Source organism: Acinetobacter lwoffii (assembly GCF_024129735.1).
In the GTDB taxonomy this organism is placed as follows: domain Bacteria; phylum Pseudomonadota; class Gammaproteobacteria; order Pseudomonadales; family Moraxellaceae; genus Acinetobacter; species Acinetobacter lwoffii_H.
This window is the reverse complement of the sequence record NZ_JAMXXK010000066.1, coordinates 1-13,625: the sequence shown is the minus strand read 5'-3', so window position 1 is coordinate 13,625 and position 13,625 is coordinate 1. Positions and strand designations below refer to the sequence as shown.

General features: G+C 44.4%; 11 protein-coding genes and 5 pseudogenes. 12 read left to right on the top strand and 4 right to left on the bottom strand.

Annotated features, from left to right (window positions below; all coding sequences use genetic code 11):
* Window positions 1–234: 234 nt before the first annotated feature.
* Together NI469_RS14335 and NI469_RS14330 are read left to right on the top strand one after the other, a co-directional pair.
* Window positions 235–594 carry a hypothetical protein gene (locus NI469_RS14335; protein WP_180086387.1) on the top strand — a complete coding sequence of 120 codons (360 nt, stop codon included), beginning with the start codon at window positions 235–237 and terminating at the stop codon, window positions 592–594.
* A gap of 163 nt (window positions 595–757) precedes the next feature.
* A complete protein-coding gene (locus tag NI469_RS14330; RefSeq protein ID WP_253175581.1) occupies window positions 758–1,480 on the top strand; it encodes a cold shock domain-containing protein in 723 nt (240 codons plus the stop codon).
* A 39-nt stretch (window positions 1,481–1,519) separates the two neighbouring features.
* Here NI469_RS14330 and gigC read toward each other — a convergent pair whose 3' ends face one another.
* Entirely contained in the window at window positions 1,520–2,398 is an 879-nt protein-coding gene (gene gigC / locus NI469_RS14325) for a LysR family transcriptional regulator GigC (protein ID WP_004280761.1), read from the bottom strand.
* Between the two features lie 86 nt (window positions 2,399–2,484).
* On the opposite strand from gigC, the gene NI469_RS14320 reads away from it, so the two are divergent.
* The gene (locus NI469_RS14320) at window positions 2,485–3,246 is read left to right on the top strand and encodes a ferredoxin--NADP reductase (protein ID WP_253175580.1); all 762 of its coding nucleotides are present in this window, start codon (window positions 2,485–2,487) and stop codon (window positions 3,244–3,246) included.
* Between the two features lie 176 nt (window positions 3,247–3,422).
* On the opposite strand, the pseudogene NI469_RS14315 reads toward NI469_RS14320, so the two are convergent.
* Window positions 3,423–3,785, bottom strand: a pseudogene (locus NI469_RS14315) (transposase domain-containing protein); the annotation flags it as partial.
* 109 nt (window positions 3,786–3,894) lie between these two features.
* Window positions 3,895–4,317, bottom strand: coding sequence for a hypothetical protein (locus tag NI469_RS14310; RefSeq protein ID WP_004280758.1), 423 nt, complete (start codon window positions 4,315–4,317; stop codon window positions 3,895–3,897).
* 149 nt (window positions 4,318–4,466) lie between these two features.
* Between NI469_RS14310 and eat the strand changes: the two are divergent.
* From eat to NI469_RS14265, 9 genes and pseudogenes are all read left to right on the top strand, one after another.
* Window positions 4,467–5,909, top strand: a pseudogene (gene eat / locus NI469_RS14305) (ethanolamine permease).
* Between the two features lie 25 nt (window positions 5,910–5,934).
* Window positions 5,935–6,153 (top strand): annotated as a pseudogene (gene eutB / locus NI469_RS16000) (ethanolamine ammonia-lyase subunit EutB); the annotation flags it as partial.
* Between the two features lie 9 nt (window positions 6,154–6,162).
* Window positions 6,163–6,705, top strand: a pseudogene (locus NI469_RS14295) (amino acid permease); the annotation flags it as partial.
* Window positions 6,706–6,730: 25 nt separating this feature from the next.
* Window positions 6,731–8,116, top strand: a pseudogene (locus NI469_RS14290) (ethanolamine ammonia-lyase subunit EutB).
* A gap of 9 nt (window positions 8,117–8,125) precedes the next feature.
* Window positions 8,126–8,941: an ethanolamine ammonia-lyase subunit EutC gene (gene eutC, locus NI469_RS14285; RefSeq protein WP_005263591.1), complete on the top strand. Its 816-nt coding sequence runs from the start codon at window positions 8,126–8,128 to the stop codon at window positions 8,939–8,941.
* A gap of 138 nt (window positions 8,942–9,079) precedes the next feature.
* Complete coding sequence (locus NI469_RS14280; RefSeq protein ID WP_253175582.1) at window positions 9,080–9,412, top strand: hypothetical protein; 333 nt, start codon at window positions 9,080–9,082, stop codon at window positions 9,410–9,412.
* Between the two features lie 201 nt (window positions 9,413–9,613).
* Complete coding sequence (locus NI469_RS14275) at window positions 9,614–11,560, top strand: mechanosensitive ion channel (protein WP_253175579.1); 1,947 nt, start codon at window positions 9,614–9,616, stop codon at window positions 11,558–11,560.
* Window positions 11,561–11,628: 68 nt separating this feature from the next.
* Complete coding sequence (locus NI469_RS14270) at window positions 11,629–11,796, top strand: hypothetical protein (protein WP_253175578.1); 168 nt, start codon at window positions 11,629–11,631, stop codon at window positions 11,794–11,796.
* A gap of 128 nt (window positions 11,797–11,924) precedes the next feature.
* The gene (locus NI469_RS14265) at window positions 11,925–12,074 is read left to right on the top strand and encodes a hypothetical protein (RefSeq protein ID WP_253175577.1); all 150 of its coding nucleotides are present in this window, start codon (window positions 11,925–11,927) and stop codon (window positions 12,072–12,074) included.
* 29 nt (window positions 12,075–12,103) lie between these two features.
* On the opposite strand, the gene NI469_RS14260 is transcribed toward NI469_RS14265, so the two are convergent.
* Window positions 12,104–13,303: a BaiN/RdsA family NAD(P)/FAD-dependent oxidoreductase gene (locus NI469_RS14260; protein ID WP_253175576.1), complete on the bottom strand. Its 1,200-nt coding sequence runs from the start codon at window positions 13,301–13,303 to the stop codon at window positions 12,104–12,106.
* Between the last annotated feature and the right edge of the window lie 322 nt (window positions 13,304–13,625).

The window sequence follows — 13,625 nt, the reverse complement described above, 5'->3', positions numbered from 1 at the left end:
AAAGCTTTATTTTCACCCGATAAAATACCCATAAAACAAGAGGAAGCTCAAATGAGCTTCCTCTTGTGAAAAATTGTGGGACAGCAATGGCTTTCGAGCCTCTTTTTTATAGTGCCACCGTTTAGATATTCAAAGAGACAGACAGCACATAAAAAATCCACCAAACAGCAACAATGCTGAACATTTCCTTTGGCTTAGAATACAAATTAAATGAATTCTATAGAGAAAAGTGTCATGTTTACGGATGGAAAAATTAAAACTTACGATTCCGAACGTGGTATGGGTACTTTGGAGTTGATAGGAGAAGCTCAAGATTTAAGTTTCGAGTTACAGGATTTACCTTCGCCTGAAATTGAACCACAAATTGGAGAGCGGCTTAAATTTAGAATCATTCCACAACAAGGCAGCATGAAATTAGACAACATGGTACGTCTGGATATTAAAGTGCAGGATGAATTTGTGCCAGAAGTCGTCGCCTTGCAATCCTTGGCACCCACAGTCGGTGTTCCTGTACGTAATTCACTTTTCTTTAGTCCGACCCTATGGCTGGCATTGGCATCAGCTGTTGGTTTTATGATTTTTGGCGAAGTATAAATAAAAACAGAAATTTTATTTTTTTTACTTTTAACTAGGGATCTATTCTTCCGCCATAAGATGCACTTCTAGTTTTTATGTTTCTACTTTAGAGAATTTTACAAAAGATTTTCAGTCTCTTTTTGATTACAATCATAAAAAATATTAAAGATAAGAGCGAATTATGTTTCAAGAGGGGAAAATCAAAACCTATAACGAAGATCGTGGTTTTGGTTTTATTCAGATCGAAGGGCAATCCAAAGATTTATTTTTCCATGTCAAAGACTTTCCCAATAAAAATATTCCGCCAAAAATGGGGGAAAAATTAAAGTTTTTGATTGTGGAAGATAATGGAAAGTTTAAGGCAAACCATATTATTCGCTTGGATATTAAGCAAGAAGTTCCTGTTACACAAAACAATGATCTACATGGAGATACTGAAACCAGAGCTTCTCTACGTTATGAAAAGAAAAAATCATCAACTACATCAAAAATAATCACAATATCAGGACTGGTGATTATGATGATTCTTGCTGTTCTTGTTTATAACAAATACCAAAGCTACCAAGTTCAAAAACAGCAAAAGCTGGAAGGACTGATGGTAGAGCAGCAACGAATTGTCGCTGAACAGCGAGCAGCGCAAGGTGATCTACCTATGCAAGGATTATCTGAGCAGGGCAGAAAGAACCTGGAAAATCAAGGCACTGAGTTAAGAAGCCAAAGTAACCCAGTTAATTCGAAAACTTCAGAAACGACTTCGCCATCTGTATCTCAATTTAAATGCGATGGTCGAGAACACTGTAGTCAGATGGGTTCTTATGAGGAAGCATTATTTTTCATTCGTAACTGTCCAAATACTAAAATGGATGGTGACGGCGATGGGATACCATGTGAAAGTCAGTTTTGATGAATCCTAAAAAAAGCACCTGAAGGTGCTTCTAATATTTTAGCTTTCACAAAAATTCATAAAGGCTCTCAGACCTGGACCCTGATATTTCTGGCGATGTACCAGCATAAACAGAGGACGAGTCAGCGACCAGAATGGTGTATCCAGAATTACCAGTTGACCTTTTTCACGTAAAGGCTCAATCGCAAGTTTGGAAATGCAGGACATACCAATTCCGCCCGCTACAATTTTTAAAATCGCTTCATTATGACCGAGTGTTAGACGGATATTGGCATCTGGTACATCTTTCAAGATGGCATTGTCAAACACCTCACGGGTACCTGAACCTTCTTCACGCAAAATCCATTCTACAGATTTGAAATCTTCAGCGGTTAGTTCACGGTTCAATTGCGCAAGAGGGTGGTCTGGCGCACAGCACACAGCCAGCTCATCATCACGCCAATGGATACATTGCAATTGTGGCAAATGACAAGATCCTTCGATCAGGGCCAGATCCAGCTGGAACTGATTCACCGCTTCAATCATTTGACGGGTATTACCGACTTGAAGCTGTAAATGTGCTTGCGGCTTGATTTTCAAGAAATCGGCCATCAGGTCAGGAATCAGGTAATCTGAGATCGTCAGGGTTGCACCTAAACGTAAATCGATACTTTGAAGCTCACCTTTAGCAACTTGTTCAAAGGATTCACAGCGGCCTAAAATTTCCAGGGCTTGAGGGAGAAGAAAGCGCCCCAGGTCATTTAGCTGTAAACGTTTGCCTAGACGGTCAAATAGTGGAGCACCCAGACCATCTTCCAGATCTGCTAAAGCCATACTAGCCGCACTTTGTGTAAGCTTGACGGCATCGCTAGCCTTCGTTACGGTACCCTCTTGTGCCACTGCTACAAAAACAGCCAATTGGCGTAAAGTCATGCGCATGAGTAGAGCCTTAACATTTAAAAAAATATTAATAAATTATGTTGCCATGCTACCATGAGCGCAGTCTTTCATGCCACGTTGAAATCATGTCAATTGAAAAATTTACCCGAGAAAAAGTTTTATCTGTACACCGTTGGACCAATACATTATTTAGTTTTACGATGACACGCCCGGCACATTTCAAATTTACTGCAGGGCAGTTTGCGCGTATTGGTTTGCAAGTGGGGGATGAACTGGTGGTTCGTGCCTATTCGGTGGTGTCATCTCCTTTTGATGAAACTCTGGAGTTTTTCTCGATTGTCGTTCCTGAAGGTAAATTTACCTCCAATTTACAGTACCTCAAAGTAGGGGATGAGCTGCATCTGGAAAAAATTCCTTATGGTTATCTGACTCTGGCACGTTATCAATTGCCTTTGCCTAAAGACCTATGGTTACTGGGTACCGGCACGGGGCTGGCACCGTTTATCTGCATGTTGCAAGACTTTGAAACCTGGAGCAAATACGAAAAAATCAATCTGGTTTATAGTGTGCGCACCCGAGCGGAACTTGCTTATGTGGACCGAATTCAGGAAATCGCCGAGACCTTTGGCGAAGGGCATACCGGTTTTAAATTTATCCCGATTATTACCCGTGAACCCGATGCACCTTTGCACGACCGTTTACCGATTCTGATTGCCAATGGTGAGCTGGAAAAGGCAGCAGGTATCGCGCTTAATCCGGAAACGACGCATGTCATGCTTTGTGGTAACCCGGATATGGTCGATGACACCAAAGAGGCTTTAAAAGCTCGTGGCCTGACCATGAACCGTCGTGGTGAAGGTAATATCGCAGTCGAGAATTACTGGTAAGGCTGAAGGATTTATGAGCAAAAGTTCCTGCTTGAAGGCAATGCGGTTCCCTTAACAGGAGCAGGATTGTGATATCTAGGGGATAACGGTTTTTTGACATTTTGACTCTCCGAAGCCTTGTAGGCCTCTCTAAAACAAACTACCTATCCCTGTCTAAGTTCCGACAGCCCAGCCGGATAATGCTCTTGTCCCCAGTGTTGATCGGTCTGGTGAAATAGCCACTCCACAGAATCTGCACCAAGATGTTTACGTGTATTGGTTAGACTAATGCGCGTCAGCAAGTCATAAGAGGCTAACCACTGAGTGCAAATATTGAGTCTTCTTGCTGCTTCATGGATGAGGACATCACGGAAAATCGCCATTCCAAGAACCAGCCAAAGTACCTGATCCGCAGGCAAGCACCGCCTGCGAATAGTCGCGGGACTGCTCAACCTGAGTGTGGACTTGACCCACTCAACGGGGATATTGTGAATAAAAGTACTCAGATTCGAGAGCTTAAACAGATTGTTAAGATCTAAAATATCCTGCTGAAATACCATAAAAAAATCCGATGCCAAACCTGACATCGGATTCTCTAATGAATTCCAAAATGATTCAAATGCTTAAGTAAACGGCATTGCACATTGCGGAGGTTTTTTCGATTCAAGCTTAATGCACAAACATATCCATTGATTCACGGATTTCCTGAATGGCGGTTTCGACATCGGGACTGAGCCAGGTCGGTTCAAAAAATCCGGCATAGTGCTCAATACGGTCTGCAGGCACCACCAGGCGCACTGGACAGTCTTCTTCCAGTAAACGCCATGGAATAATCGGCACTTCATTATCCAGCCATGCCGTTACATCTCGAATATCGATAATCATCGCATTGACACAGTCCGGAAAAGGCATCACGGAAAATTCTTCGGTACGACGACGGAAATATTCCAGATCTTGCCAGCGAAGCAGGAAGCTTGGCTTACTAAATTCAATAATTCCAATCAGATGCTGATCACGGCTGTAGTGCAGCGTACATTGATGTGTGACGTCAGTATCAAGATCAAGCGATACACTTTGTTGACGATACGCCATATAACTCGGGTGTATAAATGAGAAGGTGGATAATTATAACGCATTTCATCGCTGAAAGGCAGCGTCTCAACTGTCTTCACTAAAGCCTGCGGAACTGGTATGGCTTATGCATATCTCCAGGGAACAACGATAAAAACAACGAGGTTGCTATGTCAGAATCAAAAAGTGTGATTGATACCAGTGTGACTGAAACAGCAGTACAAGAAGATTATTTTGCCTTACGTCAGCTCAAGAAAGGCGCCGTAGGTTGGCTGCTTCTCGTCGGTCTGGGGGTCGCGTATGTGATTTCCGGTGACTTCGCTGGCTGGAATTTTGGTTTGGCACAGGGGGGTTGGGGAGGCATGTTTATTGCGACCATTGTGGTGGCATTCATGTATCTGTGTATGTGCCTGGCCATGTCCGAAATGTCGACCATGCTGCCGACTGCAGGTGGGGGTTACAGTTTTGCTCGTACTGCTTTTGGTCCCTTTGGCGGCTATCTGACCGGGAGTGCCATCCTGATTGAATATGCCATTGCTCCGGCAGCAATTGCCTATTTCATTGGTGCCTATTGCGAAGCCTTGTTTGGTATTGGCGGCTGGATCATTTATCTGGTGAGCTATCTGGTTTTTATGGGCTTGCATCTGAAAGGTGCAGGTGAAGCACTCAAGATCATGTTTGTGATTACCGCAATTGCTGCGGTTGCCTTGATGGTGTTTATCTTTGGCATGTTGCCTCATTTTAATAGTGCAAACCTGTTTGATATTGCGGTCAGTACGGAAGCGGCGGGTGCAAGCAGTTTCCTGCCATTGGGCTATCTGGGCATCTAGGCAGCAGTGCCTTATGCGATCTGGTTTTTTCTGGCAGTTGAAGGTGTCCCGCTGGCAGCAGAGGAGGCCAAAGAGCCAGCTAAATCCTTGCCGCGTGGCCTGATTGGTTCCATGCTGATTCTGGCATTCTTTGCGCTAAGTATTTTGTTACTCGGTCCTGGCGCAGCAGGTGCAGATACGCTGAAAAATTCCGGTGCACCGCTGGTGGATGCCTTGGTGGCGGTCTATGGTGCCAATACCTGGATGGCAAGTTTCGTGAATTTTGTCGGTCTCGCTGGTCTGATTGCCAGTTTCTTCTCGATTATCTATGCCTATTCCCGTCAAATTTTTGCGCTCTCACGTGCCGGTTATTTACCGAAAAAATTGTCCTTAACCAACAGCAATCATGCACCTTATTTGGCCATCATTATTCCGGGGATTATTGGCTTCCTGCTGTCCCTTTCAGGTGAAGGTGATCTGCTGATTCTGATGGCGGTCTTTGGTGCCACCATTTCCTATGTTTTGATGATGATGTCTTATATCAAACTGAAATTGTCCCGGCCGAATCTGGTACGTCCTTATCAGGCACCGGGCGGTATTGTGACTGCGTCCATTGCGCTGGTACTTGCTGCGATTGCCGTGGTGGCAGGCTTTCTGGTCGATCCAAAAGTCTGGTTAATGGCAGCTGCCATTTACGTTGCACTGATTCTCTATTTTCTGCTGTATAGCCGCCATCATCTGGTGGCCGGGACACCGGAAGAAGAATTTGCCCGTATCGAGGCAGCAGAAAAGGAATTGAAATAAATTATCTAGCAGGGAGAACTTGCTTATGTTGTATCAGATTAATGTGGCCAGTCAGCATTATGTCTTTGAGGATTTAAAAACCCTGTTGGCCAAGGCTACGCCTGAACGTTCTGGCGATCAGCTGGCAGGGATTGTGGCCACTGATGCAACCGAGCGTGTTACTGCACAAATGTGTCTGGCAGAAGTACCATTACAGCAGTTTTTGCAAGAAGCTGTGGTTCCTTATGAAGAGGATGAAATCACCCGCCTGATTATGATGGCAAGTTTCGTGAATTTTGTCGGTCTCGCTGGTCTGATTGCCAGTTTCTTCTCGATTATCTATGCCTATTCCCGTCAAATTTTTGCGCTCTCACGTGCCGGTTATTTACCGAAAAAATTGTCCTTAACCAACAGCAATCATGCACCTTATTTGGCCATCATTATTCCGGGGATTATTGGCTTCCTGCTGTCCCTTTCAGGTGAAGGTGATCTGCTGATTCTGATGGCGGTCTTTGGTGCCACCATTTCCTATGTTTTGATGATGATGTCTTATATCAAACTGAAATTGTCCCGGCCGAATCTGGTACGTCCTTATCAGGCACCGGGCGGTATTGTGACTGCGTCCATTGCGCTGGTACTTGCTGCGATTGCCGTGGTGGCAGGCTTTCTGGTCGATCCAAAAGTCTGGTTAATGGCAGCTGCCATTTACGTTGCACTGATTCTCTATTTTCTGCTGTATAGCCGCCATCATCTGGTGGCCGGGACACCGGAAGAAGAATTTGCCCGTATCGAGGCAGCAGAAAAGGAATTGAAATAAATTATCTAGCAGGGAGAACTTGCTTATGTTGTATCAGATTAATGTGGCCAGTCAGCATTATGTCTTTGAGGATTTAAAAACCCTGTTGGCCAAGGCTACGCCTGAACGTTCTGGCGATCAGCTGGCAGGGATTGTGGCCACTGATGCAACCGAGCGTGTTACTGCACAAATGTGTCTGGCAGAAGTACCATTACAGCAGTTTTTGCAAGAAGCTGTGGTTCCTTATGAAGAGGATGAAATCACCCGCCTGATTATGGATGAACATGATGCTGATGTCTTTTATCCGATCTCGCATTTTACTGTGGGGGATTTTCGTAACTGGCTGCTCAGTGCAGATGCCACCACAGAAAAGATTACGGCCTTAAAAATGGGCCTGATTCCAGAAATGGTCGCAGCGGTTAGTAAAATCATGCGCAATCAGGATCTGATTCTGGTGGCAAAAAAATGCCGAGTAGTGACTCGGTTCAGAAATACCATCGGGCTGGCAGGGCATCTTTCTACCCGCTTGCAGCCGAACCACCCGACTGATGATCTGATAGGCATTTCAGCTTCGATTCTGGATGGACTAATGTATGGCAATGGTGATGCCGTGATCGGGATTAATCCGGCCACAGATAATCTGCAGAATTTGACTGAGCTGCTCAAACTGCTCGATCATGTCATTCAGGAATATGAGATTCCGACTCAATCTTGTGTTTTGACCCATATTACTTCTGGCATTCAGCTGGCAAATAAAAATGTTCCGATTGATCTGATGTTCCAGTCCATTGCGGGAACCTAAACAGCCAATACTGGTTTCGGTATCAATCTGGCGCTGCTGCAGGAAGGCTATGAAGCTGCCTTAAGCCTGCAACGCGGCACCGTGGGCCAAAATGTCATGTATTTTGAAACTGGACAGGGCAGTGCCTTGTCTAGCAATGGCCATCATGGCGTGGATCAACAGACCGTGGAAGCACGTGCCTACGCCGTGGCGCGTAAGTTTAATCCCTTGCTGGTCAATACCGTGGTCGGCTTTATCGGACCGGAATATCTGTATAACGGCAAGCAGATTATCCGGGCCGGGCTGGAAGATCATTTCTGTGGCAAGCTGCTCGGTGTACCAATGGGCTGTGATATTTGCTACACCAATCATGCCGATGCCGATCAAGATGATATGGATGTACTGCTGACCTTGCTTGCCAATGCCGGACTGAATTTTATTATGGGTATTCCCGGTTCAGATGACGTGATGTTGAACTATCAGACGACCTCCTTTCATGATGCGCTCTACATCCGGCAATTACTGGGATTAAAATCAGCTCCTGAATTTGACCACTGGCTACAACAGCAAGGCATTTTGGCACAACAGTCCAATCAGCTGCATTGGCCGACCGAGCTACCGAAGCAATTTTCACGTCTAATCCTGTCTTGAGGAAGTACTATGAAACTGATTGCCGATGTGAAATTTGAGTCCCAATTACAGGATAATCCTTGGCAGAAGTTAAAAGCTTTTACCGATGCGCGGATTGCCCTGGGCCGAACTGGGGGCAGCTTGCCGACTCGACCAAGTCTGGAATTTCAGTTGGCACATGCGCAAGCCAAAGATGCGGTACTGAAGCCACTTGATGTTGAATCTTTAAAAGCTGGTTTGAGTAAAACAGGACTACCCATTCTGGATATTGAAAGTCAGGCTGTGGAAAAGGACCTTTATCTTAAACGTCCCGATCTTGGGCGTGTGCTTTCAGAACAATCCAAAATGATGTTGCGGCAATACCGGGCCGAACATCAGCAACATTGGGATGTGGTCATCATTGTAGGAGATGGGCTGTCGGCACGTGCCATTGAGGAAAACAGCTTGCATTTTATTCCAGCGTTGCTGGAGGCATACAAAGAACAAGGTTGGCAGATTGCCCCCTTAATGATTGCCCGTGGCAGTCGTGTGGCACTAGGCGATGAAGTGGCAGAAATTTTACAGGCAAAAATGCTGGTCATGCTGATTGGCGAACGGCCAGGTTTGAGCTCACCGGACAGTATGGGAATTTACTACACTTATAATGCTTTTAAGGGCTGTCATGATGCCTTGCGTAACTGTATTTCCAATGTCCGTCCTGCGGGCTTGGCCTATCCAATTGCCATCCAGCGACTGGTGGCATTGATGCGTAAATCCTGTGAGTTACAGCTCTCAGGGGTGCAGTTGAAAGATGAACACCAAACCCCAGTCGACATGCAGCATAGCCCGGCCAAACGGCTATTTTAAAGCAGCATCCAGCAGAGAATTCTGATGGATTAGTGACTTACATCCCGTCACCATCTCACCATGTTTTGTCACAGAAGCCCTATTCACAGCTTGTTATTCTAAAAATCTACTTATGAATAACAAAGAGTGAGGATGGTTATGGTCGATGATTTCAATAAAAAACCACCTTTAAATCATCAGACAGACGTGACGCAGAAAAAGCGTATCCCTGTTTATATCTTGATTTTGGTCGGTATTTTTTTACTCGCACTACTGTTCTATATGTTTGCTGACATGAATCCAGATGCGAATGATGCTCCTGCAGGACATCCAAATCCGAATGTACAGCCTGCTACCCCAAATAATTCAACTCCAGTCGGTGAGCCTACACAAGGCACCGCCACCATGAATGACGGAACGGAAGCTACAGCAACCGTGGATGATGGCACAGAAGCAACAGCAACCGCGACTGATGGACAGGCGACTCAATAACTGAAAATACCTGAAAAGCTCTAGTGAACCACTGGGGCTTTTTTGCAATGGATGGTGATGTTTTAAGGTAGTGCCATCTACCTGGCTTGAGTCTGAAAACATCAAATCTAATATGAATCCGGAAGAAGAGGGGGCTGATTGTTTCAGGGAAACGCCCCCGATTTCAGATAAATAGCTTAATAACAAAGAGGGTAGAACAACATGAATGATTATATGAGAAGCCCGCGTGGTGGCTTCGATGCCATGTACTATTGGGATCAGTTCCATCCCATTCTTAGTGCAATTGCCATATTAGTAATTGGCTGGATCATTGCATTACTGGTCTCGGCAGGCGTTAAAAAGCTCTTGCAAAAACTGGGCACCAATACACATTTAAATACGGCGACAGGTCATCACTCCAATGTGGAGAGCATTATCGCCCGCGTCGTGTTCTGGATTATTCTGATTATTGCCGTGATTGGTGCGCTGAACGTACTTAATCTTACCAGTGTCAGCGGTCCATTCAGTAATATGATCCAGCAATTCCTGTTATTTATCCCGCAGTTACTAGGTGCAATTGCAGTCGGATTCATAGGTTGGATTGTGGCTAATCTGGTGAAGATAGGGCTACAAAAGCTGCTGGACCGAACGCAACTGGATGAAAAACTCAGTGCTGAAGTCGGTGTCAGTCCGATTAGTAAAAACATCAGTGAAATTGCTTACTGGTTAATTTTATTACTGTTCTTGCCAATCGTGCTGTCTATTCTGGGTCTCAACGGTCTGTTGTTACCAGTTCAAAATATGCTGACTGATGTCGTAAGTTACTTGCCAAACATCTTCATTGCTGCAGTGATCATTTTTGTCGGTTATATTCTGGCAAAAATTGTGCGCGGTATTGTCGAAGGACTATTAAACAGTCTGAACGTACAGCAACATGCTGAAAAAGTAGGGATCTTCAAAAACTCGAATGTTTCTCAGGTGATTGGTTCATTCATCTTCGCCGTGGTGATCATTACTGCACTGATCATTGCATTTGAAGCATTGGGTATTGAGGCTATTTCTCAGCCTGCTACAGCCATGCTGTATGAAATCATGAACGCCATTCCGAATATCATCGCTGCTGCGTTGATTCTGATTCTGGCGTATGTGGTGTCTAAACTGGTGGCACGTCTGGTGGTTGAAGTAGTTGCCGGTACAGGTGTTGATGAAATTCCTGCCAAACTGGATATCCAGCGCTTTTTAGGCACGACTAAACTTTCCAGTGTAGTCGGTTTCCTGATCGTTTTATTTACCATGTTATTTGCGGTATCTGAAGCAGCGAACCGTCTTGGCTTTGAACAGATCAGTGGTCTGATTGCAATGTTCATCTACTTCGGTGCCAACATTCTGCTTGGTGCGGTGATTCTGGTAATCGGTTTCTGGCTGGCAAATATCGTTGCGAATATCGTACAACGTGGTGAATATAACAGCTCACGCTGGTTAGCGAATCTGGTTCGTGTCCTGATCATGGGTCTGGTTGTCGCAATGGGTCTGCGTGCCATGGGTATTGCCGATTCGATTGTTAACCTGGCATTTGGTCTAACTTTGGGTGCTGTAGCAGTGGCATTCGCCTTGGCATTTGGTCTGGGTGGTCGTCAACCTGCGGAGCGTGTACTCACAGATTTGATTGATAAAGCCAAACGAGAGGCCAAAGAACCCAATCCAGTCAGAGAAAAAGCTGAGAACAGCATATTTTCTGGATTAGGTGGCAAGACCACAGGTACAAGTGCAACCGACATGTCAGGTACTACAGGTGCGGCGATGGGTATGAGTTCTACAGATAGCTCAATGAGTCAGTCCTCTGGTGGTTCGCAAACTGCTACGGGTACTAGCGATTCCTCAATCACAACTCCAGGAGCAGGCATCGTGCCAAATCAGGATTCAGACAAGAGTACGCCTATGGGTACGGATTTATCCCATACTACCCCGGCAATCCTAACAACTGCACCGCAGGATGATGAATCATTGGGTATTGATCCGGTCAATCCGGATGCGGATCAAGCCGTACCGGATTCACTAAAAGTCGATCCGACCCATCCGCCAGTCAATAATCCATTTGGTTCAACTGGAGAAAAAGAGCCGGATGTCGATATTGATCGTTCTACTCAGAAAAAAGATGACCTGAAATAACCTGTTATCTTTAAGCAAAATCGACCACGCTCATGTGGTCGATTTTGTTCAGTCATAAGGAAAAATGAATGAATACCAAGAAACCTAACAAAGTTCTGGCTCCTTTAATCATTGCAGGAATTACGATTGGCTTTTTTACCGCTGCCTATCGATTTATTTTTGTGAAGAGCACACAGGAAGAGCAGTCTGAGCGAGAGCTGGATAAGAAAATACCAGAGACAGACGAATTTAACTGAGAATAAAATTTTTCTGAGTACGAGAAATAGAATTTTCTTTTTAAAAAATATAGAATATTCAAATGAATACTAAAATGATTTTGGTATTTTTCTTGCATTAAAAATATAAAGAAAAGGAGATCAACACGATGTGGAAAGCACTGCAACATAAATTCATGACATCTTCAACAGATGACGTACCGCTATGTCTGCGAGAAGCTAAAAAAATGCAGCTGGCGATTGACCGTCTAACAAATACGGCCAATCTTAACCTGTTTAAAACAGATTATCTGGAATGAGTTAAGTAGCCATCCAGATTATCTATTGATTAAATATATTCCGATGCGGCATGTGCCGATGACCATGCCCATTGGAAATTATAGCCGCCTAAATGTCCGGTAACATCCAGTACTTCACCAATAAAATACAAGCCTTTTTGTTTTTTACTTTCCATGGTTTTTGAGGATACTTCCGTAGTGTCTACACCACCCAAAGTCACCTCCGCCGTACGGTAGCCTTCTGTTCCTGAAGGTTTCACTTCAAAGCCATGCAGACGTGCCGCAATCTGTTCCAGCTTGTCATCGCTGATATTACCAATGGCAGTTTCAACGCTTTCAGTCCAGATCAGACTTTGTAATTCAGCCACCACACTTTTCGGTAAATATTCATTGAGGAGTGTACGCAGCAAGACTTTGGGCTGGCTTTGTTTTTTTGCTTTAAAGAAATCCAGTAAGTCTACGCTCGGTAAGAAATCGACCTTAAAGCTTTGACCGACATTCCAGTAGTTGGAAAGTTGTAAGGAGCTTGGCCCACTTAAACCGCGATGGGTAAATAAGAGGGCTTCGGTAAAGCTATTAAGCTCATTCGAGAGTGTTGCTTCTACGGCATTTCCGCTTAAGCGCGTGGTGACTTCTTTAAATCCGTCAGAGAAGGTAAATGGAACCAGTCCGGCACGAGTCGGATAGACGTGATGTCCAAACTGTTTTGCAATCTCATAGCCAATGCCTGAACCGCCAAGCGTAGGAATAGATAAACCGCCAGATGCCACGACGACAGATTCAACTTCAAAATATCCCAGTGAGGTCGCCACCTGAAAGCCTTGATCATCGACTGGATTCACTGCTTTCACTTCGCAACTGGTCTTAATATCGACCAGACCGGTTTTATCACATTCTGCCAGCAGCATCGACAAGATATCTTTTGCACCATTTAAGGTAAACAGCTGTCCATGTTTGCGCTCTTCATAAGCAATGCCATATTCACAAACCAAGCCGATAAAGTCCCAGTTGGTATAACGCGTTAAAGCTGAAATCACAAAATGTGGATTGTGTGAAATATAATTGCTCGGTTCGACTTCCAGATTGGTGAAATTACACTTACCACCGCCAGACATCAGGATTTTTTTGCCAACCTTGTTGGCTTTTTCCACCACCACGACTTTACGCCCACGTTGCGCAGCCATATACGCCGTCATTAAACCTGAGGCACCGGCACCTATGACTAGAACATCGTATTGCTTGGAAGACATCACACACTCAAGGGAGAAGAAAAGGGAAGCATTATAGACAATTTTATTTCAGCTTTCTCTATTCCAGAAAAATCAGTTCCGTGATTGCAGATTTACAGCGGATTTTAAACATAAAATATTTGAAAGCTGCTTAAAAATCATGCATAGTTTTTGTACAAACTAAAAAGATAATAACAAGGAAAAGCGAATGGCAAGCGCGGAAGATTTAAAACAATATAATCTGATTACATATATTAGACTTCCTTCATAAATCATTTTTCAATCAATTTAATTGTTTATCTTTCACCCAATCTAAATTGTATATGCCAGCAAGTAAATTAAA